We start from the raw sequence: 24,913 nt of genomic DNA, 5'->3' as shown, positions 1-24,913 counted from the left end.
GTAGCGCCGCTCAGCCGAGCGCGGCGGGCGAGACGAACGCCACCGCGCCACGCACGAGCGGATCGGGCAGCGGCGCTGAAGCGTCGGCCTCGGCTGACTGGCATTCGAGCCGGTCGCCGCGCACGACGCGAAATGCGAGCGCGCCGAAACGCACGCTGCCCCGGCGGCGCTCGACGAGTTCGGGAGAGCCCGGAGACAGGAGCGGCAGGAACTGCGTGCGGGCGCGGTGAATCTGCACGTTGACGTGCGATTCGTCGAGGCCGAGCATCCGCGCGAGCACGTCGAGCTCGATCCAGCCTTGCGACGCCGCGTCGTAGCCCGCTTGCGCGTCGGCGAAGCGCGCGCGGGCGAGCGTCACGAGGCAATAGTGATGGGCGCGCGCGCCGAGATCGACCGCGCCGCCGCGCGCGTGCAGCGTCGCCGTCACGTGCTCCTCGTCGCGGCTCACCGTGAAGTCGACGCGCTGCGGCAGCGTCGCGATCTGCGTCGCACGCGGCAGCGCGGCCGTCACGTTGCGATGCGCGAGCACCAGTTGCCACGCGAATTCGCCGCAGATCACCGCATCGCCGTCGTGCAGCACGCGCGCGGGTGTCGTGTCGTTGCAGAGCCAGTCGCCCTGCGCGGAGCGGCTGACGGTGAGCGCGGCGCCCGGCAGCGCCTGCGCGCGATCGAGCGCGATCGGCTGCGCGGGCGAGCGCAGCGGCCACAGCATGTCGACGGGCTCGCCCAGCTCGCGCGCGCGCCAGCGAACCGAGCTGGCGCTGCCGAACTGGATCAGATCGCCGTCGCGCAGCACCACCCATTCGCCTTCGCCGACGAATCGCCCGGACACGAACGTGCCGTTGCGGCCGTGATCGTGCAGTTCCCACCGCCCCGCCGTCCAGCAGATGCTCGCGTGAATGCGCGACACATACGGATCGGCGATGACCGTGTCGCAGCGCTGCGGATCGCGACCCAATACGTGGCGTGCGCGCAGCAAACCGGCTTCCCCGGAAAAACCGTTTTCCAATAGCGCCATTTCGTCGACCCGCGTAAAAAATGCACGACGTCCGGCGGCACCTCCAAAGGACGTCGTGCGTGTTTTATGTGAATGATTGATGGTCGAATATCAGATTCTGTTGAATCATAGGCAAGCGCCGCATCGCCGACAAGACGTAATTGGGTGTAATGGATTTTGGCGATCGTCTCGCCTAGTTTTTGTTTCACCGGTACATCCGTATGCCGGTCACGATTCAATATTCCGAAAATGTTACGGATATCTAGCGTTTGGAGACCGCCATGGGATTCTATGGACCCGAGCCGTTCGAAAAAGCGACCGCCACCTACGTGTGGCTGGGCCTGCGCGTACCCGGCGCCCTCATCGTCGAGGTCGACGGCAACGCGCCGCGCTTCACGACTGGCATTCAACTGGTACGCGATCCGCGCTTCGTCGGCGGACTGAAGATCGACGTGATGGGCTGGACGGGACCGCTGTCGAGCGGCACGCAGCCGTACAGGGTGCGACATACGTTCCAGGGCGTATTCCACCCGACGATCGTCGTGCACGGCAGCAACAAGACCGAGGTCGTCGAGGTCAGGCAGATCCCGCACGAAGAAGCCGACGCGTTCCTGCAGGCGCTCGACGCCGCGTGAACGCGGCGCGCCGGCCGAATCGGAGCCGGCCGACGCAGCCCCACCGCACTCCGAATCGTTTGCACGACAACTGAAGACGAATTCCGTCGAAACCAGAAAATCGTCAGACAACAACAAGCGAACGAAAGCGCCCGGCATCCGGAAACGGATCGCCGGGTCTTTTTTTATCGATTTCCGATTACATTCGCAGCTCGTGAATGCCGCGCTCGAATATCGAGATAAGAATGGAAGTCGTGCGTCGTCATATTTAAATGCGTTTCGATCCCGATGCCAAACGGCTGAATGCGCCGGTCAAATCGAATTCATTGTCGACTGTCACAGTCAATGAATTTGGCAATCCAAAGCGGAAGTTGCGCGTCGATATATCCGACTGCGTTACGGCGCGAGACAGCGAAAGCGATTTCGAATCGGACCGAAGTCGCGGCGTGCGCCGCCTGGCTCGACGCCAAAGAATAGCCGCCGTCCGCGATCCGCCGCACGCCGCACACCGCCCGTAATCGCCTGTAATGGATTTCGCCCCGCCGCCGCCATACCGTTCGTTTCACCGGCACCGCCGCATGCCGCCAACGACGCTTCTTTCGACTGATGACGCTGCGCCCAGCAGCGCGCGGAGACCAACATGAGTTCGTCGGACATCATCCAGCCACGCCAGGTCCTCGTCTCGATCGCGAGCGCAACGGCCACGTATACGGCGTTGAGCCCGCACGTGCCGGGATTCCTGCACATTGTCGCGGAAGGCGAGGCGCCGCTTCACGTGGGCAACATCCATCTCGCGCACGATCCCGGTTTCATCGGCGGGGTGCTGCTCGAGGTCGTGGGCATTGCGGGGCGCCCGTCGCCGACGGTGAAGAAGTACCGGACGCCGGCTTGCTCGTTCGAAAGCCGGTATCACAAGGAGATCTTCATTCGCGGTGCGAACGGAATCATTCCCGTCAAGGTCGGGCTGTTTCGCCACGAAGCCGTGCAGGCGGCCGAGGCGACGCTCGACGCCGAGTGAGCGGACGAGCGCCGCCCTTGCGCTTCGATTTCCAACAGGGAACAAAACATGAACCAGGAGCTGCTCACGCACATTCGGGCCGACCAGCTCGACGGCAGCATTTTCGCCGTGTCTTGCCAAGCGGTGACGATCGGCCCGGTCACGGTGGAGTTCCGCACCAGTGCGGAGCCTCCTTCCGCGACGGCCGAGCTGCACATCTCGCGGCAGTTGGTCGGCGGCTGCACGGTGAACGCCGCGCATCCGAGCGGCAAGTGCGGGGGCTCGGTCGGCAAGTTGAAAGCCGAAGTCGATCTGACGCTCGACGTGCCGGGTGGAAAGCTTGACTACAAGCTGACCGTCTGCGCGCCGATCATAGGAGGCACGAGCAAGAGCGGCACGCTCAGCCTGTGACCCGTCGAACGAGGGCCGGCTGACTGCGAACCGGCCGCCGCGGCGATCCGCGGCGGCGGCAAGCGGAGCGCGCGCGACGGACATCGGCTTCGGCAAATCGTGCGCCGTCGATTCGAAACGGCGCCCGGCGGACAGCGTATCGTCCGGCCGGAATAAAAATGCGTTCGGTAGCACCTTGGAGTCGTTTCGCGATAACGCAAGCATTCCCGATCGAATGCGACGGGATCGACAGAACAACAAGCGCGCAAACGAGAAACCCGGTGGTCCGGTCGGGCCGCCGGGTTCTGTTTTGGGGCGGGCGGCGACGCGATGCGCTGCGGCTCATGGATGACGGCGTGCGCTCCTGGTTTCGCTTCGCCGCTTGGGCCGCCGGATGGCGAGCGACCCGATCCGTTCGGATGCCGATCGAATGCACGCGACTGATTGCGGCAGATCAAATCGTCGCGGGCGAGCTTTCTTATGCTCGATGTCGAGTGCGATCCGGTGATGCGATCCGATCTTGCGCGGGTTTGCGCAGTCTCGCCGGATAGATCAGACGAAATGCCCGCATCGATGCGAACGCTCGAACCCGGACGAATGAGGTCCGCGGTTTCGGTCGACCCGCGCGATTGCGCATCGAGCCGGATTCGAATGGATTCGAGCCGGAATAGAACCGGATTCGCGGATGCGAGCTATCGGCATCGCCTCGCTCATCACGTGCGACCGGAGAAACATCATGGCTCTGCCACGAAGCTATCGGGAATTGACCGGCGAAGTCGCGACGCAAATGCGCGCGCTGCGCAAGACGCAACCGGGTCTGATGTCGGCGTTCGGCGCGCTCGCGGCGGCGGGAACGAAAGAAGGCGCGCTCGGGAAGAAAACGCGCGAACTCGTCGCGCTCGGCATCGCGATCACGTCGCGCTGCGACGATTGCATCGGGTTTCACGTGCAGACGCTCGTGAAGCTCGGCACGACGCGCGAGGAATTCGAGGATCTGCTCGCGACGGCGGTTTATATGGGCGGCGGGCCATCGATGATGTATGCGGCGCATGCGCTGACGGCGTTCGAGGAATTTGCGGCTTGATGGCGGCAATCGGCGGGAGCGGCCGCCCGAATACGCTTCGGCTACGTCGTCCGTATCCGCGCGGATCGTCCATTCGACAATGAGCGCGGAACGATCGGGAGTCGGTAATTGCCGCCCGACAATACGCACGCCAACCTGCGCGTCTCGGCTCGGCATCGACGCCGTGCGAGCGACGTCTCCGCATTGGATCGAGTGGACAGCGAATGGCTGCTTTGGATCGGTCACAGTCTTGCATTCACACTAAACACGGCCTCCACAAAAAACCCATCGCCTGCTCCGCCAAGAAAGAACACGAGAAGAAGCCACCCGCGGCCACGATTTCCGATACCCACCTCCGACAATCATCAAGCTCCCCTATCCCCCGGACCGCCCCACAGCGCTAAACTAGGGTTGCTTACGCCGGAGAACACACCATGATTCCTCCCGACCCTGAAAGCACCTTCCGCGGCTTGCCGTTGACGCCCGAGCAGAACGCTGAAGTAAGGCATTACATCAAGGTTCGCGCGCAGCGCGGTCAACCGTGGGATACGCCGGAATTGGAAGCGATGATTCGCGACATGATGCTGCCGCCGGAGGACGACTCCAACGAATCCGATTTCCTGTCGGACGAGACGCGGGCCGTTGCCGAACGCGCGATGTCGTCGGTGGATGACGAGATGGACCCCATCGAGGCGCGCGAGGAATGGCGAGCGGCAATGGAAGCGGAAAGCATGAAGGGCTTGCGTCGATAACGGCTTTTCCCGCTTCGCGAAGTCATCGGGCCATGACATGACGCACGGCGCGCCGCCATGCGAGTCGGCGAACATCGATCGTCGGCCGCTGCCGGCGCGCACCCATCGAACGTAGAGCGTCGAACGCACGGGAGGAAGACCATGCGACTGATCGAAACGAGCGAGCACCACGCCTATCTCGCGGCGCTGCACAGCCGCGGCCTGTCGGGCAACGACTTCGCGCTTCGCGAAACGGACACGACGGACCCGAAGAGCGACGAGAACATTGGGCAAATGGGCTTCGTCACGATCACCCGGCGCTCGACGCACGTGACGAAGGAATACCCGCTCGGCGACGCGAGCGATTGGCTTCGGCACTTCAAGCAGGATCTCGAAGCGGGCGCGTTCGACTGAAGGGGCGAACGGGCGTCGCCGTCGCGCGACGGCGGCCCCTTCCCGCATCGATCGGCTCGCCGCCACCGCTTCGGGCCGCCGGCCAACCGGCCATCGACCATTACCCGTCCGCTCGGCCGAACGCTCCCGCGACGTCACCGTCCATCCCGCCGGAACACCAGCACGCCCATCGGTCCCGCGAGCCGCGGCGGATGCTCGCTGGCCGCGCGCACGACATGAGCGCTGGATGCGAACGACCTCATTCGGGCAGGCGGATCGGACACCGGGTGAGGCATACTTCGCGACGCCGCCCGCGATCCAATCGGCAGCATGATCGCCCACGACGCTCCGCTCATGAAATCCCGGGAGACCGCTCGGACGAGCGAGGCCCCCTTACTACCGCGCAAGGAATTCCGACAATGGAAATACGCTCGATAGCCTACGAATGTGAAGGGACCAAGCTGACGGGGTACTTCGCCGACGGCGCGCCAAGCACGAAGAAGCCCGCCATTTTGATCGCACACGAGGCTTTCGGAATCAACGACCATGTACGGGCAAGAACGAGACGCCTGGCCGAACTCGGCTATGCCGCGTTCGCCCTCGATATGTATGGCGCCGAGGGATTTTCGATGCCGGAGGCGATCAGACGGCATATCGCATTGATGTCCGCGCCGGGACTCATGTACGCCCGCGCAAACGCTGCGCTCGGGGTCCTGATGGAACAGCCCGGAGTGGATCGGGAGAGGGTCGCGGCAATCGGCTTTTGCCAGGGCGGCATCAGCGCTCTCGAACTCGCGCGTGGCGGGGCCCCGATTCGATGCGCGGTCGGCTTCCATCCTGGTTTGATGCGTCCGGCAGGCAGCCAGGATCAGCCGCTCCACGCCAAGGTCCTGATGATGATCGGCGACCAGGACCCCGATGTGCCGGCGGAGGATCGGGCCGCGTTCGCCGCGGAAATGCAGGGAAAGCGGGTGGACTGGCAGCTTCATCTCTTCGGCGGAATTGGGCACGCTTACACGAATCCGGACTCGGACCGGTGGAACAAACCCGGCTACGGCTACAGTCCCGCCGCAGACAAGCGGGCGTGGGCGATGATGCTCGCGCTTTTCGACGAAGTGTTCGGCGCGGCCGCCATCGGCAAGGCGTGAATTCCGGGGCTTTGAGGCGCTGCCGAGTTCGTGTCGCCCATTCGAACAACGCGGACCGGAACGACGTGGCGCGCGGGGACCCGCTCCATCCGTGGTCGGGCGTCCCGCAAGCCCGTCCCGTCCGTATCCCGCCCAAGCCCAAGCGTGATGTTCTTCGGCAGGCCGATCACCGCGAGACGGGCGACCGCGGCCGCATGATATGAATACTTCGGCGTCGGCTCCAATATGTTTCGAGCGAACGAGGTTATTCACTTGAGCGTCGATCAGAATGCCGTTTCGATATTTGGAGTCGCCGGTTCAGCCGTCTCTCTTCTAGCGGCCATTCCGTATGGGCTCGCGATATACAGGCGTGAAATTCGCCCCCATCTTTTCACGTGGCTGATCTGGTCGATCGTAACGGCCATTGCCGCCGCCGGGCAATTCGTTGCGGGCGCCGGCCCGTCCGCGTGGTGTACGGCGGCAATTGCCGCCACATGTTTTCTTACCCTCGTGGCCAGCATTTTTCGCGGCGACAAAAACTGGACGCAATCGGATTGGTTTTTTCTTGCCGCCGCCTGCTCGGCTGTTCCGATTTGGGTATTGGCCAAAGACCCGACGGTTTCGATCTGCCTCGTGACGCTCATCGAGCTTGCCGGCCTCGGCCCGACGATCCGCAAGACTGCCCGGGCCCCGTGGAGCGAAAGCCTCACCTATTTCGCATTGTGTGTCGTCAAATATGCGCTGGCGGTGATGGCCCTGGAAAAGTGGACTGTCGCGGTCGCGTTTTATCCGGTCGTCAACATCGTGGCGTCGGTCAGCATCTGCATGCTGATAATCGCGCGGCGCCGCTCGCTGCCGAGAGCAACGGCGAAAACCCGCGGGTGATCGGAAGCGCATTGCCGGTTGTCCATCCCGCGTGCAACAGGGCAACCGATGCCGCGCCAATCCGTGACGGGTTCCACGATCTTCATCAGCCGAGCCCTCGCGATTCAGCGCAGGCGATGTTGACGATTTCTTCGCGACAACGCCCGCCCTGAGCGGCCCGCCGGTCGAGGTTGCGGGTCGAACGACGCCCTGAAACTGAAATACAAAAAGAAAACCCCGCCAAAAGGCAGGGTTGAGCTTTACAGCGTTTGGTTAACGAGACCTCAGAACGGAATATCGTCATCCATCTCGTCGAACCCGCCGCCCGCCGGCGCGCTCGGCCGGCTCGCGCCGCCGCCGCCACCACCACCACCGCCGCTGCGCGCACCCGTGCCGCCGCCGCCCGACGCGCGGCCACCGCCGCCGCGCTCAGTGTCGCGGCCGCCGCCGTAACCGCCGCCGTAGCCGTCGTCACCGCCGCCGCCCGAGCCGCCGCGGCCGCCGAGCATCTGCATCTGGTCGGCGACGATTTCGGTCGAGTAGCGGTCCTGGCCGTCCTGGCCTTGCCACTTGCGCGTGCGGATCCGGCCTTCGATGTACACCGACGAGCCCTTCTTCAGATACTCGCTGACGATCTCCGCGAGGCGTCCGAAGAACGCGACGCGGTGCCATTCGGTCATTTCCTTGAATTCGCCGGACGCCTTGTCCTTGTAGCGGTCGGTCGTCGCAAGGCGGATGTTCGCCACCGCGTCGCCGCTTGGCAGATAACGCACTTCGGGATCGGCGCCGAGGTTGCCGACGAGAATGACCTTGTTGACGGATGCCATGTGTTTCTCCAGTTGATTCGATGCCAAACAGCGCGGCAAAACCGTTCACGGCTTCATCGGCCCGGCGTGTGCCGGACCGGAGCACGCCGCGCGCTTCGAAGGGCGTTCGCGTGTCAGGCTTTGCGCGGCGGCTGTTTCATGCCGGCCGCGATTATAAGCCACACGGCTACCAGCGCCGAACACGCGAAAAACACCGCGTTCGCGCCGCCGTGCTTCAGCAGCACGCCGCCCACGACGCCGCCGAGCGCAAGCCCGATCGACTGCGTCGTGTTGTAGACGCCCGTGGCCGCGCCCTTGCGCGAACCGGGCGCGAGCTTCGACACGAGCGACGGCTGCGACGCCTCCAGAATGTTGAAGCCCAGGAAGTAGACGAACAGGATTGCCGCGACAATCAATATCGTATGCGTTGCCACGCCGAGCAACAGTTGACCGATCAGGATAGCCGCAATTCCGCCCATTAGCACGGGCTTCATCTTGCCCTGTTTTTCCGCGACGATGATGGCCGGCACCATCATCACGAACGCGAGCCCCATCACCGGCAGATAGACCTGCCAGTGCGACGCGACGGGCAGCCCGCCGTCGACGAGCAGGCGCGGCACGACGAGGAAGAGCGCGGTCTGCGTCGCGTGCAGCACGAGCACGCCGAAGTTCAGGCGCAGCAGCTCGACGTTGCGCAGCACCTCGGCGAACGGCGCGGGCACGTGCACGGGTCGCGGCGCATCCGGCACGACCCACAGCACGACGCCGATCGCGACAACCGACAGCGCGCCGACGATCGCGAAGAGCCCGCTCATCCCGACCCAGTGGAACACGATCGGCGCGCCGACGATCGCGACCGCGAACGACATGCCGATCGAGCCGCCCACCATCGCCATCGCCTTGGTCCGGTTGTGCTCGGACGTCAGATCGGCGATGAACGCGAGCACCGCCGACGATACCGCCCCCATTCCTTGAATGACCCGGCCGACGATGATCCACGTGATGTCGTGCGCGAACGCCGCGACGAAGCTGCCGAGCGCGAAGATCAAAAGGCCCGCCGCGATCACCGGCTTGCGCCCGAACTTGTCCGACGCCCAGCCGTAAAAGATGTAAAGGAGCGATTGCGTGACGCCGTAAGCGCCGAGCGCGACGCCGACGAGCACGACGTTCTCGCCGCCGGGAATCGTCTTCGCGTAGACGGAGAACACCGGCATGATCATGAAGAGACCGAGCATGCGCAGCGCAAAGATCGCCGCGAGCGACGTGGTCGCGCGCAACTCGGGCGCGCTCATGCGAGTGGAGGTAGCGGACGGATTGGACATCGGGCGTGTGTTCGATTGAATCGGTGGTCCGCCCGCTGCCGGACGGCGGAAGATCCGGGGCCGGCCGCCTGCCGCCGCGCGCCGCCCCGCTGCGGCCCGGGCGTCGCGAAAGCCCGCTGCCGGAGGGCGCGGGAATTGGTTGGGAGCCTGAAACGACGGACTCGAAAAGTCGTTATAGTAGCAGGTTTGGTTCTCTCGTCTTCCGCCGGGTTCATGGAACAAATTCGTATCCGTGGGGCGCGCACCCACAACCTGAAGAACGTCAATCTCGACCTTCCGCGGCACAAGCTGATCGTGATCACCGGCCTCTCCGGCTCGGGCAAATCGTCGCTCGCGTTCGACACGCTGTACGCCGAAGGGCAGCGGCGCTACGTCGAAAGCCTGTCGGCGTACGCGCGCCAGTTCCTGCAGTTGATGGAGAAGCCCGACGTCGACCTGATCGAGGGCCTGTCGCCCGCGATCTCGATCGAGCAGAAGGCGACGTCGCACAATCCGCGCTCGACGGTCGGCACCGTCACCGAAATCCACGACTACCTGCGGCTTTTGTACGCACGCGTCGGCACGCCGTACTGTCCGGACCACGAAATTCCGCTCAAGGCGCAGAGCGTGTCGCAGATGGTCGACGCGGCGCTCGCGCTACCCGAGGAAACCAGGCTGATGATCCTCGCGCCCGTCGTCGCGAACCGCAAGGGCGAGCACGCGGAGCTGTTCGACGAGATGCAGGCGCAGGGCTTCGTGCGCTTTCGCGTGCGCTCGGGCGGCGGCGCGGCGAACGAAGGCGTCGCGAAGATCTACGAAGTCGATTCGCTGCCGAAGCTCAAGAAGAACGACAAGCACACGATCGACGTCGTCGTCGATCGCCTGAAGGTGCGCCCGGACATGAAACAGCGGCTCGCCGAATCGTTCGAGACCGCGCTGCGGCTCGCCGACGGCCGCGCGATCGCGCTCGAGATGGATACGGACCACGAGCACCTGTTCAGCTCGAAGTTCGCGTGCCCGGTGTGCTCGTACTCGCTGCAGGAGCTCGAGCCGCGCCTCTTCTCGTTCAACAACCCGATGGGCGCGTGCCCGGAATGCGACGGCCTCGGCCAGATCACGTTCTTCGATCCGAAGCGGGTCGTCGCGCACCCGTCGCTGTCGCTCGCCGCGGGTGCGGTGAAGGGCTGGGACCGCCGCAACCAGTTCTACTTCCAGATGCTGCAAAGCCTCGCGGCGTTCTACGATTTCGACATCGACACCGCGTTCGAGGACCTGCCCGAGAAGATCAGGAAGATCCTGCTGTACGGCTCCGGCAAGCAGACGATCCCGTTCTCGTACATCAACGAGCGCGGCCGCACGACGATCCGCGAGCACGTGTTCGAGGGGATCATCCCGAACCTCGAGCGCCGCTACCGCGAGACCGATTCGGCCGCCGTGCGCGAGGAGCTCGCGAAGTACCAGAACAACCAGCCGTGCCCGTCGTGCGACGGCACGCGCCTGCGCCGCGAGGCGCGCTTCGTGCGCGTCGGCCAGGGCGACTACGCGCGCGCGATCTACGAAGTGAGCAGTTGGCCGCTGCGCGACGCGCTCGGCTACTTCGACGGCTTGACGCTCGACGGCGCGAAGCGCGAGATCGCCGACAAGGTGATCAAGGAAATCGTCGCGCGGCTCACGTTCCTGAACAACGTCGGCCTCGATTACCTGTCGCTCGAGCGCAGCGCCGAGACGCTGTCGGGCGGCGAGGCGCAGCGCATCCGGCTCGCGTCGCAGATCGGCTCGGGCCTCACGGGCGTGATGTACGTGCTCGACGAGCCGTCGATCGGCCTGCACCAGCGCGACAACGATCGCCTGATCGCGACGCTCAAGCACCTGCGCGACCTCGGCAACTCGGTGATCGTCGTCGAGCACGACGAGGACATGATCCGCACGGCCGACTACGTCGTCGACATGGGCCCCGGCGCGGGCGAGCACGGCGGCAAGGTCGTCGCCGAAGGCACGCCGAAGCAGGTCCAGGCGAACGGCGATTCGCTCACGGGCCAGTATCTCGTCGGCAAGCGCACGATCGAATATCCGGACGAGCGGATCGCGCCCGATGCGCAGCGGATGCTGCGCATCGCCGACGCGCACGGCAACAACCTGAAGAACGTCGATCTCGATCTGCCGGTCGGCCTGTTGACCTGCATCACCGGCGTGTCGGGCTCCGGCAAGTCGACGCTCATCAACGACACGCTGTACAACGCGGTCGCGCGCCACCTGTACGGCTCGGCGACGGAACCCGCGCCGCACGAGTCGGTCGAGGGCCTCGAGCACTTCGACAAGGTGATCAACGTCGATCAATCGCCGATCGGCCGCACGCCGCGCTCGAACCCGGCCACCTACACGGGCCTGTTCACGCCGATCCGCGAGCTGTTCGCGGGCGTGCCCGCGTCGAAGGAGCGCGGCTACGATCCGGGCCGCTTCTCGTTCAACGTGAAGGGCGGCCGCTGCGAGTCGTGCCAGGGCGACGGCGTGCTGAAGGTCGAGATGCACTTCCTGCCGGACGTCTACGTGCCGTGCGACGTGTGCCACGGCAAGCGCTACAACCGCGAGACGCTCGAAGTGCAGTACAAGGGCAAGAACATCAGCGAAGTGCTCGACATGACGGTCGAGCACGCGCACGAGTTCTTCAACGCGGTGCCCGTCGTCGCGCGCAAGCTGAAGACGCTGCTCGACGTCGGCCTCGGCTACATCCGGCTCGGTCAGTCGGCGACGACTCTGTCGGGCGGCGAGGCGCAGCGCGTGAAGCTGTCGCTGGAGCTCTCCAAGCGCGACACGGGCCGCACGCTCTACATTCTCGACGAGCCGACGACCGGCCTGCACTTCCACGACATCGCGCTCCTGCTCGAGGTGATCCACCGGCTGCGCGACCAGGGCAACACGGTCGTGATCATCGAGCACAACCTCGACGTGATCAAGACGGCCGACTGGGTGATCGACCTCGGGCCGGAAGGCGGCGCGGGCGGCGGCCGGATCATCGCGCAGGGCACGCCCGAGCAGGTCGCGAAAACGAAGGCGAGCTTCACGGGCAAGTACCTCGCGCCGCTCCTCAAGCGCCAGAAGTAAGCGGGATGCGGCCGTCCGGGCGAACGCCGGCGGCCGCTCCGGGCGCGCGACGCCAAATTCCTCCTTACAAGATCCTAATATTCAGGTCGATAATCGTTGCTATACTCGCGGCGATACAAGGTTACGCCCGCTTGCGGCCACAAGCGCGCCGAGTAGCCTCCGAATACAGGGATAGTCATGGAGAAGCAATCTGAGCCGACGCGCGAGCCGCAAACGCGGGAACCGCACTTGCGCAGCGTCCGGCTGACGAGCGATTTCAGCCTGCCGAAGCTTTCGGCAATCGAGATCGGCAGCTACCTCCTCGCCCTCCTCGGCCTGTGGCTCGTCCTGCACCTGAAGCTGCTCGGCGGCCTCCTCGCCGGCCTCCTCGTCTATCAGCTCGTCCACATGATCGCGCCCGCGATCGAGCGCCACATGTCGAGCCAGCGCGCGCGCTGGCTCGCGGTCGTGCTGCTGTCCGCCGCGATCGTCGGCGGCCTCGCGGGCCTCACGATCGCGGTCATCGAGCACTTCGAGCACACGGTGCCGAACGCGCAGAACCTGCTCGGCCAGGTGATGCAGATCATCGACCAGGCGCGCACCCGCACGCCCGAGTGGATATCGAACCTGCTGCCCGTCGACGCCGAGCAGATGCGCGCGAAGGCGACGGGCCTGATGAGCAAGCACATGGATCAGTTGCAGCAAGGCGGCAAGAGCGTCGCGCGCGGCTTCGGGCACGTGCTGTTCGGGATGATCATCGGCGCGATGATCGCGATCGGCGTCGATCGCCACAAGCTGCGCCAGCCGCTGTCGACCGCGCTCGTCACGCGGATCTCGCGCTTCTCCGACGCGTTCCGCCGGATCGTGTTCGCGCAGATCAAGATCTCGGCGCTCAACGCGTTCTTCACCGCGCTCTACCTGCTCGTCGCGCTGCCGCTCTTCCATCAGCGGCTGCCGCTGTCGAAGACGCTCGTGCTCGTCACGTTCATCGCGGGCCTGTTGCCCGTCGTCGGCAATCTGATCTCGAACACGCTGATCGTCGCGGTGTCGCTGTCGGTCAGCATGGGCACCGCGATCGCGTCGCTCGTGTTCCTCATCGTGATCCACAAGCTCGAATACTTCCTGAACGCGAAGATCATCGGCGGCCAGATCGAATCGCGCGCGTGGGAGCTGCTGCTCGCGATGCTCGTGATGGAGGCCGCGTTCGGCGTGCCCGGCGTGATCGCCGCGCCGATTTTCTACGCATACGTGAAGCGCGAGCTGATCTACCTGCGGCTCATCTGAGGCGCGGCGCGCGCCGCGCGGCCTCGCTCAGCGAAACACCACCGTCTTCGTGCCGTTCAGCACGATTCGGTGCTCGACGTGCCACTTGACCGCGCGCGCGAGCGTCACGCACTCAACGTCGCGGCCGACGGCCGTCAGCTCGTCCGGCGTCATGCTGTGATCGACGCGCTCGACTTCCTGCTCGATGATCGGGCCTTCGTCGAGATCGGTCGTCACGTAGTGCGCGGTCGCGCCGATCAGCTTCACGCCGCGATCGAACGCCTGGTAGTACGGCTTCGCGCCCTTGAAGCTCGGCAGGAACGAGTGATGGATGTTGATCGCGCGCCCCGCGAGCCGCTCGCACATGTTCGGCGACAGGATCTGCATGTAGCGCGCGAGCACGACGAGATCGGCGGCGTGCTCGTCGATCACCTCGAGCACGCGCGCCTCCTGCGCGGCCTTCGCGTCGGCCGACGCGCCCGCGGCGAGCGGGAAGTGATGGAACGGGATGTCGTAGCTCGCGGCGAGCTGGTAGAAGTCCTTGTGATTCGACACGATCGCCGGAATCTCGATCGGCAACTGGCCCGTGCGGTAGCGGAACAGCAGGTCGTTCAGGCAATGGCCGATCTTCGACACGAGGATCACGACGCGCGGCTTCACCGATGCGTCGTGCAGCTCCCAGCGCATCGCGAACTGCTCGGCGAGCGGCGCGAACTCGGCGCGCAGGCCATCGAGCGCCGCCGCGGCATCCGCGCCGCCCGCCTGCCCCGCATGCACGCGCATGAAGAATTCGCCGGTGCGGCTATCGCCGAACTGCGCCGAATCGAGGATGTTGCTGCCGCGTTCGAGCAAAAAGCCCGAGACCGCGTGAACGATGCCGCGCCGGTCCGGGCACGACAGTTTCAGGATAAAGCTGTGATCGGTCGACATGACCGCTACTCCCTTCTCAAATCTTCTGAACAATGCGATGCGCGCGCGCCGCGCTCAGCCGGGCGGCGGCGGCGCGAACAGCGCGTCGATTCCGTGCGCGTCGTCGGGCGAAAGCGCGCGGTGGCGCAACAGGCTGTCGAGCATCGCGAGACTCGCGTCGACGGTGGCTTCGCCCGCGCGCAGCCACGCGACGATCTCGCCCACGCCGGCGAGCAGGTGCTCGGCGACTTCGCCGTCCTGATTGCGGGGCGCGAAATCGCGCGGCAGCGGCAGGTCGTAGACAAAGATCTGCTCGGCCTGCGTGCCTTCCGGCAGCGAGCACAGCACGTACGCGACGCGGCCGGGAATCGCGCGCGCGGCGAGCTCGGCCGGAATGCCCGCTTCTTCCCAGCATTCCTTCGCGATCGTGTCCTCGATGCCGAGCCCCCAGCCGATGCCGCCCGCCACGACGTTGTCGAGCATGCCCGGATCGGTCGCCTTCGTCGCGCTGCGGCGGCCAAGCCACATCGCAAGCGGCGCCGAAGGCGCATATTCTACGACGCCGTTCAGATGCACCGCGTACGTCATCGTACCGAAGAAGCGCGACGCGGCCCGCTCGATGTAAGCGAGCGGCGGATCGTCGAAGCGGTTGCGGATCGCGTAGATCTCGTCGCGCCAGCCGACGATCGCGCCTTCGGCCGCGAGCGCGCCGATCGGGCTCGCGAGCGCCATGCTGCGCGCGTCGACGCTGTCGTAGCGCGCGGCGAGCTCGACGCGCCCCGCCGGAAACTCGAACACGTCGGGCCAGCGCGCGAGGCGCGCGACGTCGCCGCGGCGCAGCCAGCCCACCTGCCGGCCCGCGATCCAGAACGGCACGTGCGCGGCCGGATCGAAGCGGCGCGCGGCGGCAATGCACGGAAACGTCATCGCGCCGCTCCTCAGTCCTTCAGCGCGACGCGCAGGCCGAGCGCGACGAACGTCGCGCCCGCGAGCCGGTCGAGCCACACGCCAACCCGCGGCCGGCGCTTGAGCCACACGCCGATCGCGCCCGCGCCGACGCCGAACACCGAGAACACGACGGCCGTCTGCGCCATGAAGAGCGCGCCCAGCTCCAGCATCTGCAGCGCGACGGGCTGCGCGCCGCGCGGATCGACGAACTGCGGCAGGAACACAACGAAGAACAGCGTCACCTTCGGATTGAGCAGATTGCCGATCACGCTCTGGCGGAAGATCGTCGACAGCGGCTGCGGCGCGCGCTCGTGCGCGGTCGCGAGGCCCTTGCTGCGCAGCGCCTTGAGGCCGATCCAGATCAGATACGCGCCGCCCGCGAGCTTGAGCAGGTGAAACGCGACGGGCGACGAGCGCAGCAGCGCGGCAACGCCGAACGCGGCGAGCGTCGTATGGAACAGCACGCCCGACGCGAAGCCGAGCGCCGCGACGATGCCGGCCGCGCGGCCCTGCGAGATGCCGCGCGCGAGCACCTGCAGGTTGTCGGGGCCGGGCGCGACGGTGATCGCGATCGACGTCGCGAGGAACAGCATGAAGTTCGGCATCGTGAGCTCGCTTGAATCGGTGGATGAGTAGGCCGCGTTCGGGCGGGCGCGGGATGGAACCGCGGCCGGGCATCCGGTGCGCGGTGGCGCGCCGCGCTCAATGTCCGGCGAATCCGGTGACCGTGTAGAGCGACAGGCCGGCCCCGCGCAGCAGCGCCGAGCCGCCGAGATCCGGCAGGTCGACGATCGCCGCGCCCTCGACGACCACGGCGCCGAGCCGCTCGAGCAGGTTCTTGCCCGCCATCATCGTGCCGCCCGTCGCGATCAGGTCGTCGACGATCACGACACGGTCGCCCGGCTTGCACGCGTCTTCGTGGATCTCGACGGTCGCGGCGCCGTATTCGAGCGCGTACGATTCGCGCTGCGTCCGGTACGGCAGCTTGCCGACCTTGCGGATCGGCACGAAGCCGACGGACAGCTCGTACGCGACGATCGGCGCGATGATGAAGCCGCGCGCGTCGAGGCCCGCGACGTAGTCGAGCTTCGCGTCGACATAGCGCTCGACAAACAGATCGACGAGCACGCGCAGCGCCTTCGCGCTTTGCAAGAGCGGCGTGATGTCGCGGAACATCACGCCCGGCTGCGGCCAGTTCGGCACCGTGCGGATGCGGCTGTGAATGAACTCGACGGGATCGAGCTGCGCGTCCGACGACGTGGACATCATGGAACTCTCCGAAAAAAACGGCGCCGGAATCTCGCGCCGTTCGTCGATCGCTCGACAACTCAACAATCAGCGGCCGCGCGGCGTCACGCCACCACGGTCGATCCGCCTTCGCGCCGATGGCGCGACAGCCGCTCCTCGGCCTCCGCGAGCGCCTCGGGCAGCCCGCGCAGCACGACGATGTCGCTCGCGCGCAGCTTCGTCTCGGGGTCGGGTTCGACGCCGCGAATCCCGTGCCGGCGGATCGCCGTCACCTCGAGGCCGAGCGCGAAAAGCCCCAGCTCGGCGAGCGAGCGGCCGACCGCGTCCGAACGCGCGTCGACGGGCACCGATTGTAGCCGCACCTGCTCGTGGTCGTCGTCGTCCGCGTCGTCGGCGCCGCGGAAGTAGCCGCGCAGCAGGCTGTAGCGCGCGTCGCGCATCTCCTCGACGCGCCGCACGACGCGCCGCATCGGCACGCCCATCAGCACGAGCGTGTGCGACGCGAGCATCAGGCTGCCTTCGACGATCTCCGGAATCACCTCGGTCGCGCCCGCGGCGAGCAGCCTCTCGAGATCGGCGTCGTCGACCGTGCGCACGATCGCGGGCAACGTCGGCTCGAGCTCGTGCACGTTGTGCAGCACGCGCAGCGCGGACGGCGTGTTCGCATACGTGACGGCCACGGCCGCCGCGCGATGGATGCCCGCCGCGAGCAGCGACTCGCGGCGCGCGGCGTCACCGAACACGACCGATTCGCCCGCCGCGGCCGCCGCCGTCACGCGGTCCGGATCGAGGTCGAGCGCGACGTACGCGATCCCCTCCTGCTCGAGCATCCGCGCGAGATTCTGCCCGGCGCGGCCGTAGCCGCAGACGATCACGTGGCCCTTCTGCTTGATGCTCTGCGTCGCGATCCGCGTCATCTGCAGCGATTGCTGCATCCATTCGGCGGCGGACAGCCGCATCACGATCCGGTCCGCATTCTGGATCAGGAACGGCGCGGCGAGCATCGACAGCAGCATCGACGCGAGGATCGACTGCAACAGCGTCGCGTCGACGAGATGCCGGTCGAGAATCAGGTTCAGCAGCACGAAGCCGAATTCGCCCGCCTGCGCGAGCCCGAGCCCCGTGCGCATCGCGACGCCGGGCGTCGCGCCGAACGCGCGCGCGAGCGCCGTGATCATCACGCTCTTGAGCAGCACCTGGCCGGCGAAGAACGCGAGCACGAGAAACGGATGCCGCCAGATCACGCTCGGATCGAGCAGCATGCCGGTCGTCACGAAGAACAGGCCGAGCAGCACGTCGCGGAACGGCTTGATGTCCTCCTCCACCTGATGCCGGTACGGCGTCTCGGAGATCAGCATCCCCGCGATGAACGCGCCGAGCGCGAGCGACAGGCCGAAGCGGTCGGTGATGAACGCGGCACCGAGCGTGACGAGCAGCAGGTTCAGCACGAACAGCTCCTGCGAGCGCCGCCGCGCGACGACGTTCAGCCACCGCGTCATGAAGCGCTGGCCGACGATCAGGAGCAGCGCGAGCGCGACGACGATCTTCACGGCCGCGAGCCCGAGCGACATCGCGAGATCCCTGGACGATTCGCCGCCGAACGCGGCGATCACGATGAGCAGCGGCACGACGGCGAGATCCTGGAACAGCAGCACGCCGAAGATGTTGCGGCCGTGCTCGGTCTCGATCTCGAGCCGCTCGGCGAGCATCTTCGAGACGATCGCCGTCGACGACATCGCGAGCGCGCCGCCGAGCGCGACGCTGCCTTCCCACGTGATATGCATCCAGCGCTCGAAGAGCGCGCCCAGCGCGAGCGCGATCGCGATCGTGCCGAGCACCTGCGCGAGCCCGAGCCCGAACACGAGCCGGCGCATCGCGCGCAGCTTCGACAGGGAGAACTCGAGGCCGATCGAGAACATCAGGAACACGACGCCGAACTCGGCGAGATGCTCGGCGCGCTCGAGGTCGGCCGCGAAGCCGAGCGCATGCGGGCCGACCACGATGCCGACCGTCAGATAGCCGAGCATCGGCGGCAGGTTCAGCGAACGGAACACGACGACGCCCGCCACCGAGGCAAGCAGCAGCAGAAGCGTCATTTCGAGCGGGGAAATCACGGGCAAAGCGTCCTCGTTCGTCGACGGCGCCGCGAAACGGACGCCGGGTTGGGCCGGGAGACTACTCGAAAAGGTGGGCGCAAGGGGCCCGGCGCGGCGAACAAACGCCTTTGCTATACTCCGCGCATGATAGCGAAAATCAATGATGATCGGGCGCTCGCGCTCGCCCGCGACGTGCTCGACATCGAGGCGAACGCCGTGCGCGCGCTCGCCGGCCAGCTCGACGGCGAATTCGTCGCCGCGGTCGGGCTGCTCCTGAATTGCCGGGGACGCGTCGTCGTGTCCGGCATCGGCAAATCGGGGCACATCGCCCGCAAGATCGCGGCGACGCTCGCGAGCACCGGCACCCCCGCGTTTTTCGTCCATCCGGCCGAAGCCAGCCACGGCGACCTCGGCATGGTCACGAAGGACGACGTGTTCATCGCGATCTCGAACTCCGGCGAATCGGAGGAGCTCGTCGCGATCCTGCCGCTCATCAAGCGGCTCGGCGCGAAGCTGATCGCAATGACGGGCCGCCCGGCATCGAGCCTCGCGACGCTCTCGGACGTCCATCTGAACGCGGGCGTCGCGAAGGAAGCCTGCCCGCTGAACCTCGCGCCGACGGCCAGCACGACGGCCGCGCTCGCGCTCGGCGACGCGCTCGCCGTCGCGGTGCTCGACGCGCGCGGCTTCGGCTCCGACGATTTCGCGCGCTCGCACCCCGGCGGCGCGCTCGGCCGGCGCCTGCTCACGTATGTGCGCGACGTGATGCGCACGGGCGACGAAGTGCCCGCCGTGCCGCTTGGCGCGACGCTCTCCGACGCCCTCTTCCAGATCACCGCGAAGCGCATGGGCATGACGGCCGTCGTCGACGACGCGGGCCGCGTGGCCGGCATCTTCACCGACGGCGACCTGCGCCGCGTGCTCGAGCGCGACGGCGATTTCCGCCGGCTGCCGATCATCGACGTGATGACGCACGATCCGCGCACGATCGCGCCGGATCACCTCGCCGTCGAGGCGGTGGAACTGATGGAGCGCCACCGGATCAACCAGATGCTCGTCGTCGACGAGCACGGCGCGCTGATCGGCGCGCTCAACATGCACGATCTGTTCTCGAAGAAGGTGATTTGATGTCCGCGCCCCCTGCCACGGCGGCCGAACGCGCGAGCCGCGTGAAGCTGATGATTTTCGACGTCGACGGCGTGCTGACCGACGGCGGCCTCCATTTCACCGCAGCGGGCGACACGACGAAGTCGTTCAACACGCTCGACGGCCACGGCGTGAAGCTCCTCGGCGAAGCGGGCATCGCGACCGCGATCATCACCGGCCGCCGCTCGGAAGCCGTCGCCGCGCGCGCGCGGGAAATGCGCATCGCGCACCTGCATCAGGGCGTCGAGAACAAGCTCGCCGTGTTCGGCGAGCTGCTGCGCACGCTCGGCCTCGAGCCCGCCGAGTGCGGCTACATGGGCGACGACTGGCCCGACCTCGCGGTGATGCTGCGTTGCGGCTTCGCGGCCGCGCCGGCGAACGCGCATCCGGACGTGATCGCGCGCGCGCACTGGGTCGCCGAGGCCCGCGGCGGCCACGGCGCGGTGCGCGAAGCGTGCGACGCGATCCTGCGCGCGCAGCGCCGCTACGACGCGCTGCTCGCCGCCGCCTGCGGAGCCTGAGCGGATGGACGGCAAATTCCGGCTGACCTCGCTGATCCCGCTCGTCGCGATGGCGGCGCTCGCGGGCGGCACGTACTGGCTGCTGCAGGCCACGCTGCCGCCGCCCGGCGAGGCGCTCGTGCGGCCGAAGTCGCACACGCCCGACTATTTCGCGAACAATTTCTCCGTCACCGAGCTCGACCAGACGGGCTCGACCCAGTACCGGCTGACGGCGGCGGGCCTCGTCCATTACGAAGACGACGAGACGAGCGAGCTCGCGCAGCCGGCGCTGCGCGCGTTCCAGCCCGGCAAGCCGACCGTGACCGCCACCGCGAAGCGCGGCGCCGTCAACGGCGACGTGTCGATCGTCGATTTGTATGACGATGCGCGAATCCTGCGCGCGGCGGGCGCGGGCGACCCGCCGATGCAGGCGGATTCCCAGCATTTCCGGGTGTTGGTCAACGACGATGTGATCGAGACCGAAAAGCCGGTTAAACTTCAGCGCGGCCTGTCGATCGCGAACGCCGCCGCCGGGATGAAGTACAACAACGTCACCCGGGTCATCGAACTTTACGGCAACGTGCGCGGCACGATCGCCGCTTCCGACACGTCCGGCGGCGCTGCTGGCCAACCCAAGTAACTCACCACGCGGGACTGCATGAACGAATCGTTCCCTTGTTTATTTCCGAGCGGCGCACGCCGCGCCGCGCGCGCGTTGGTCGCGGCGGCGCTCGTCGCGGCGCCGCTCGCGGGCGTCGCGCCCGCAGCCCACGCCGAGAAGGCCGACCGCGACAAGCCGATCAACGTCGAAGCGGACAACCTCACCTATGACGACCTGAAGCAGGTCACGGTCGCCACCGGCAACGTCGTCATCACGAAGGGCACGATCCTGATCAAGGGCGATCGCGTCGAGGTGCGCCAGGACCCGCAGGGCTACCAGTACGCAACGGCGACGGCCTCCGGCAAGAAACACGCGTCGTTCCGCCAGAAGCGCGAGGGCCTCGACGAGTACATCGACGGCGACGCCGAGCGCATCGACTACGACGGCAAGCAGGATCTGACCACGCTCACGACGAACGCGACCGTGCGCCGCCTGCAGGGCCAGTCGACCGTCGCCGACACGGTCCACGGCAGCGTGATCACGTACGACGGCCAGCGCGACTTCTACACGGCGCGCGGCGGCAAGGACGTCGCCGGTCCGGGCAACCCGGGCGGCCGCGTGCGCGCGATGCTGACGCCGAAGAACGGCGGCCCCGCGCCGCTGTCAGGCGGCCCCGCGCGGCTCGCGCCGTCGAACGACGTCCAGGGAGCGCCGAACCCGTGAACGCGCTCCCCAATCGCCAACCGGCCGGCACGTCGAGCTCGCTCGTCGTGCGCAACCTGAAGAAACGCTACGGCTCGCGCACCGTCGTCAAGGACGTGTCGCTCGACGTGAAGAGCGGCGAAGTGGTCGGCCTGCTCGGTCCGAACGGCGCCGGCAAGACGACGTCGTTCTACATGATCGTCGGCCTCGTGCCGCTCGACGCGGGCGACATCTCGCTGAACGGCAGCCCGATCAGCCTGATGCCGATCCACAAGCGCGCGTCGCTCGGCCTGTCGTACCTGCCGCAGGAAGCGTCGGTGTTCCGCAAGCTGACCGTCGAGCAGAACGTGCGCGCGGTGCTCGAACTGCAGCACGACGACAACGGCAAGCGGCTGTCGAAGGACGAGATCGGCGCGCGCACGGAAGCGCTCCTCGAAGAGCTGCAGATCGCGCACCTGCGCGAGAATCCGGCGCTGTCGCTGTCGGGCGGCGAGCGCCGCCGTGTCGAGATCGCGCGCGCGCTCGCGAGCAACCCGAGCTTCATCCTGCTCGACGAGCCGTTCGCGGGCGTCGACCCAATCGCGGTGCTCGAAATCCAGAAGATCGTGAAGTTCCTGAAGCAGCGCAACATCGGCGTGCTGATCACCGATCACAACGTGCGCGAGACGCTCGGCATATGCGATCACGCATACATCATCAGCGACGGCTCGGTGCTCGCGTCCGGCGCGCCGAAGGAAATCATCGAAAACGAAAGCGTGCGGCGCGTCTACCTCGGCGAGCACTTCCGCATGTAGGCGGCGCGGGACACGATCCCGCGGCCGCCCGCTCCCCGGCGCGATCCGCGCCGCCTCACCGCACGCCCGGCTCGCGCCGCGCGCGCTCGCCCCGCGCGCCGAGCGTCATCCCGAATGCCTCAACGCGCCGCCCTCGTGGCAAACTTCCGGTACGACTCCCTTTTTGCCATGAAAGCCAGTCTCCAACTTCGCCTGTCGCAGCATCTCGCGCTCACGCCCCAGCTTCAGCAGTCGATCCGGCTGCTGCAGTTGTCGACGCTCGAACTGCAGCAGGAAGTCGCGACGGCGATCGCGCAGAACCCGCTGCTCGAAAGCGACGACGACTGGATCGCGAGCCCGTTGCGCGTCGCGGCCGACGGCTCGGTGATCGCGCAGACGCCCGCGCCGTCCGCGCCCGAGCCGATGGCGGGCGCGTCGAACGGCACGACTGCGACGAATGAGCGCACCGAGCGCGACGAAGCCGCCGGCGTCGACGAATACGACAGCTATTCGGCCGACAGCGGCGACGCGAACCAGTGGAACCTCGACGATTTCGGCCGCTCGCCCGCCGCGTCCGACGACGACGATCTGCCGCCGATGCAGATCCACGAAACGTCGACGTCGCTGCGCGATCATCTGATGGCGCAGTTGCGCGTCACGCAGGCGAGCCCGCGCGATCGCGCGCTCGTCACGTTCCTGATCGAATCGCTCGACGACGACGGCTATCTGACCGCGTCGCTCGAGGAAGTGCTCGCCGATCTGCCCGAGGAGCTCGAAGTCGACGTCGACGAACTGAATGCGGCGCTCGCGCTCGTGCACAGCTTCGATCCCGCGGGCGTCGGCGCGCGCTCCGCATCCGAATGCCTGAAGCTGCAACTGCTGCGCCTGGATCCGTCCCCGACGCGCACGCTCGCGCTCGATATCGTGTCGCAGCATCTCGAGCTGCTCGCCGCGCGCGATTTCACGCGCCTGCGCAAGCAACTGAAGGCGACCGACGACGAGCTGCGCGACGCGCACGCGCTGATCCGCTCGCTCGAGCCGTTCCCCGGCGCGGCATACGGCAAGGCCGAAGCCGATTACGTGGTGCCCGACATCATCGTGAAGAAGACCGGCCAGAACTGGCAGGCGGAACTCAATCCGGAAGTGGTGCCGAAGCTGCGGATCAACCATCTTTACGCGAACATCCTGCGCAACAGCCGGGGCGATCCGAGCACGGGATCGCTGAAGCAGCAGCTTCAGGAAGCGCGCTGGCTGATCAAGAATATTCAGCAACGATTCGAGACGATCCTGCGCGTCGCGCAGGCGATTGTCGAACGTCAGAAGAATTTCTTTGCGCACGGCGAAATCGCGATGCGCCCCTTGGTTTTGCGGGAAATAGCTGATACGCTGGGCCTACACGAATCGACTGTCTCCCGTGTGACAACCGGCAAGTACATGCTGACCCCGTTCGGCACGCTTGAATTTAAGTACTTCTTCGGATCGCACGTATCGACAGACACCGGAGGCGCCGCGTCGTCGACAGCGATCCGCGCCCTCATCAAACAACTGATAGGAGCCGAAGACCCCAAATCCCCTCTTTCGGACAGTCGCATAGCCGAGCTGCTAGCGGAACAAGGGTTCGTGGTCGCGCGCCGCACGGTTGCCAAATATCGCGAAGCCCTCAAGATCCCGGCGGTGAATCTGCGCAAGTCTCTGTAGCCCGTCGCCACACGGCGGGCGTTTTCCGGCCGCCGCATCGTCGACGGCAAAGCCGGCCGACCGATGCTTGCTCACCACGAGCGTCGGCAACAGAATCGGCAGGCATGCCGCCTCTATGCGGAAGGTGGTCATTAGCTTGGAGAAGCACTATGAACCTGAAGATCAGTGGACACCATCTCGAAGTCACGCCTGCTATCCGCGAATACGTGATCACCAAGCTCGACAGGGTGCTACGCCATAGCGATCAGGTCATCGATGGCGCAGTGATCCTCACGGTCGACAACCACAAAGAGAAGGACAAGCGGCAAAAGGCGGAAATCACGCTGCATCTGAAGGGCAAGGATATCTTCGTCGAAAGTGCGAACGGCGATTTGTACGCGGCGATCGATCTGCTGATCGACAAGCTCGACCGCCAGGTCGTCAAGCACATGGAGCGCCTGCAGACGCACACGCACGAGCCGATCAAGCACCAGCAGGCTGCCGAACAGATCGAGCTGCCGCCGCAATGATCGCGGCGCGACAGCGCCAGCCGAACCGCCCGCCTCGACGGGCGGTTTTTTATTGTGCAAACCGCTGCGGCGCGACGCGGATGCGCCGCGCCCCGAGCGATTCCCGACGTTTTGCGCGGTGCGCGGCGCCGTCTGCAGTGCTCTATAATGTCTCGG

General features: G+C 66.5%; 25 protein-coding genes. 17 read left to right on the top strand and 8 right to left on the bottom strand.

Going from position 1 to position 24,913, the window contains the following annotated elements; all coding sequences use genetic code 11:
* Nucleotides 1–10 precede the first annotated feature (10 nt).
* Nucleotides 11–1,009 carry an FHA domain-containing protein gene (locus WS92_RS13755; RefSeq protein WP_015600851.1) on the bottom strand — a complete coding sequence of 333 codons (999 nt, stop codon included), beginning with the start codon at nt 1,007–1,009 and terminating at the stop codon, nt 11–13.
* 269 nt (nt 1,010–1,278) lie between these two features.
* On the opposite strand from WS92_RS13755, the gene WS92_RS13750 reads away from it, so the two are divergent.
* The 8 genes from WS92_RS13750 (at nt 1,279) to WS92_RS13715 (ending at nt 7,197) form a co-directional block, all read left to right on the top strand.
* Nucleotides 1,279–1,632, top strand: coding sequence for a hypothetical protein (locus WS92_RS13750; protein ID WP_006024519.1), 354 nt, complete (start codon nt 1,279–1,281; stop codon nt 1,630–1,632).
* 619 nt (nt 1,633–2,251) lie between these two features.
* A complete protein-coding gene (locus WS92_RS13745; RefSeq protein WP_006024518.1) occupies nt 2,252–2,629 on the top strand; it encodes a hypothetical protein in 378 nt (125 codons plus the stop codon).
* A gap of 48 nt (nt 2,630–2,677) precedes the next feature.
* Entirely contained in the window at nt 2,678–3,019 is a 342-nt protein-coding gene (locus WS92_RS13740; protein WP_006024517.1) for a hypothetical protein, read from the top strand.
* A 715-nt stretch (nt 3,020–3,734) separates the two neighbouring features.
* Entirely contained in the window at nt 3,735–4,082 is a 348-nt protein-coding gene (locus WS92_RS13735) for a carboxymuconolactone decarboxylase family protein (protein ID WP_059932588.1), read from the top strand.
* Between the two features lie 413 nt (nt 4,083–4,495).
* Nucleotides 4,496–4,813: a hypothetical protein gene (locus WS92_RS13730; RefSeq protein ID WP_059932590.1), complete on the top strand. Its 318-nt coding sequence runs from the start codon at nt 4,496–4,498 to the stop codon at nt 4,811–4,813.
* Between the two features lie 141 nt (nt 4,814–4,954).
* Nucleotides 4,955–5,206, top strand: a complete 252-nt coding sequence (locus WS92_RS13725) for a hypothetical protein (RefSeq protein WP_006024513.1) — start codon at nt 4,955–4,957, stop codon at nt 5,204–5,206.
* A 398-nt stretch (nt 5,207–5,604) separates the two neighbouring features.
* Entirely contained in the window at nt 5,605–6,333 is a 729-nt protein-coding gene (locus WS92_RS13720) for a dienelactone hydrolase family protein (RefSeq protein ID WP_059932591.1), read from the top strand.
* Between the two features lie 252 nt (nt 6,334–6,585).
* Complete coding sequence (locus WS92_RS13715) at nt 6,586–7,197, top strand: hypothetical protein (RefSeq protein ID WP_242425357.1); 612 nt, start codon at nt 6,586–6,588, stop codon at nt 7,195–7,197.
* A gap of 263 nt (nt 7,198–7,460) precedes the next feature.
* On the opposite strand, the gene WS92_RS13710 is transcribed toward WS92_RS13715, so the two are convergent.
* Together WS92_RS13710 and WS92_RS13705 are read right to left on the bottom strand one after the other, a co-directional pair.
* The gene (locus WS92_RS13710; RefSeq protein ID WP_059932595.1) at nt 7,461–8,003 is read right to left on the bottom strand and encodes a single-stranded DNA-binding protein; all 543 of its coding nucleotides are present in this window, start codon (nt 8,001–8,003) and stop codon (nt 7,461–7,463) included.
* A 113-nt stretch (nt 8,004–8,116) separates the two neighbouring features.
* On the bottom strand, nt 8,117–9,304 hold the full coding sequence (locus tag WS92_RS13705) for an MFS transporter (RefSeq protein ID WP_015600574.1): 1,188 nt from the start codon (nt 9,302–9,304) through the stop codon (nt 8,117–8,119).
* A 213-nt stretch (nt 9,305–9,517) separates the two neighbouring features.
* Here WS92_RS13705 and uvrA point away from each other — a divergent pair, with 213 nt between their 5' ends.
* Both uvrA and WS92_RS13695 read left to right on the top strand, forming a co-directional pair.
* A complete protein-coding gene (gene uvrA / locus WS92_RS13700; protein WP_059932605.1) occupies nt 9,518–12,385 on the top strand; it encodes an excinuclease ABC subunit UvrA in 2,868 nt (955 codons plus the stop codon).
* Nucleotides 12,386–12,562: 177 nt separating this feature from the next.
* Nucleotides 12,563–13,648 (top strand): AI-2E family transporter, encoded by a 1,086-nt coding sequence (locus WS92_RS13695; RefSeq protein ID WP_059932607.1) that lies wholly within the window; start codon nt 12,563–12,565, stop codon nt 13,646–13,648.
* Between the two features lie 27 nt (nt 13,649–13,675).
* Here WS92_RS13695 and purU read toward each other — a convergent pair whose 3' ends face one another.
* From purU to WS92_RS13670, 5 genes are all read right to left on the bottom strand, one after another.
* Nucleotides 13,676–14,557 carry a formyltetrahydrofolate deformylase gene (purU, locus tag WS92_RS13690; RefSeq protein ID WP_006024505.1) on the bottom strand — a complete coding sequence of 294 codons (882 nt, stop codon included), beginning with the start codon at nt 14,555–14,557 and terminating at the stop codon, nt 13,676–13,678.
* 54 nt (nt 14,558–14,611) lie between these two features.
* The gene (locus tag WS92_RS13685; protein ID WP_006024504.1) at nt 14,612–15,463 is read right to left on the bottom strand and encodes an NUDIX hydrolase; all 852 of its coding nucleotides are present in this window, start codon (nt 15,461–15,463) and stop codon (nt 14,612–14,614) included.
* Nucleotides 15,464–15,474: 11 nt separating this feature from the next.
* A complete protein-coding gene (locus tag WS92_RS13680) occupies nt 15,475–16,089 on the bottom strand; it encodes a LysE family translocator (RefSeq protein WP_006024503.1) in 615 nt (204 codons plus the stop codon).
* Nucleotides 16,090–16,186: 97 nt separating this feature from the next.
* Nucleotides 16,187–16,753, bottom strand: coding sequence for an adenine phosphoribosyltransferase (locus tag WS92_RS13675; RefSeq protein WP_059932609.1), 567 nt, complete (start codon nt 16,751–16,753; stop codon nt 16,187–16,189).
* An 83-nt stretch (nt 16,754–16,836) separates the two neighbouring features.
* Nucleotides 16,837–18,846 carry a monovalent cation:proton antiporter family protein gene (locus WS92_RS13670; RefSeq protein ID WP_006024500.1) on the bottom strand — a complete coding sequence of 670 codons (2,010 nt, stop codon included), beginning with the start codon at nt 18,844–18,846 and terminating at the stop codon, nt 16,837–16,839.
* A gap of 126 nt (nt 18,847–18,972) precedes the next feature.
* On the opposite strand from WS92_RS13670, the gene kdsD reads away from it, so the two are divergent.
* From kdsD to raiA, 7 genes are all read left to right on the top strand, one after another.
* Nucleotides 18,973–19,956: an arabinose 5-phosphate isomerase KdsD gene (gene kdsD, locus WS92_RS13665; RefSeq protein WP_006024499.1), complete on the top strand. Its 984-nt coding sequence runs from the start codon at nt 18,973–18,975 to the stop codon at nt 19,954–19,956.
* Nucleotides 19,956–20,495 carry a KdsC family phosphatase gene (locus tag WS92_RS13660; RefSeq protein ID WP_009911188.1) on the top strand — a complete coding sequence of 180 codons (540 nt, stop codon included), beginning with the start codon at nt 19,956–19,958 and terminating at the stop codon, nt 20,493–20,495. Before kdsD ends, WS92_RS13660 begins: the two co-directional genes overlap by 1 nt.
* Before the next feature lie 4 nt (nt 20,496–20,499).
* The gene (lptC, locus tag WS92_RS13655) at nt 20,500–21,114 is read left to right on the top strand and encodes an LPS export ABC transporter periplasmic protein LptC (RefSeq protein ID WP_006024497.1); all 615 of its coding nucleotides are present in this window, start codon (nt 20,500–20,502) and stop codon (nt 21,112–21,114) included.
* An 18-nt stretch (nt 21,115–21,132) separates the two neighbouring features.
* A complete protein-coding gene (gene lptA, locus WS92_RS13650; RefSeq protein ID WP_006024496.1) occupies nt 21,133–21,798 on the top strand; it encodes a lipopolysaccharide transport periplasmic protein LptA in 666 nt (221 codons plus the stop codon).
* A complete protein-coding gene (gene lptB / locus WS92_RS13645) occupies nt 21,795–22,571 on the top strand; it encodes an LPS export ABC transporter ATP-binding protein (protein ID WP_006024495.1) in 777 nt (258 codons plus the stop codon). Before lptA ends, lptB begins: the two co-directional genes overlap by 4 nt.
* Nucleotides 22,572–22,739: 168 nt before the next feature.
* Nucleotides 22,740–24,248 carry an RNA polymerase factor sigma-54 gene (locus tag WS92_RS13640; protein ID WP_006024494.1) on the top strand — a complete coding sequence of 503 codons (1,509 nt, stop codon included), beginning with the start codon at nt 22,740–22,742 and terminating at the stop codon, nt 24,246–24,248.
* A 149-nt stretch (nt 24,249–24,397) separates the two neighbouring features.
* Nucleotides 24,398–24,757 carry a ribosome hibernation-promoting factor, HPF/YfiA family gene (gene raiA, locus WS92_RS13635; protein WP_006024493.1) on the top strand — a complete coding sequence of 120 codons (360 nt, stop codon included), beginning with the start codon at nt 24,398–24,400 and terminating at the stop codon, nt 24,755–24,757.
* The last annotated feature ends 156 nt before the right edge of the window (nt 24,758–24,913 follow it).

This window comes from Burkholderia sp. MSMB1588 (genome assembly GCF_001546925.1).
Classification (GTDB): Bacteria; Pseudomonadota; Gammaproteobacteria; order Burkholderiales; family Burkholderiaceae; genus Burkholderia; species Burkholderia humptydooensis.
Note: the sequence above shows the minus strand (reverse complement) of the source record. Positions and strands in the feature narration are given on the sequence as shown.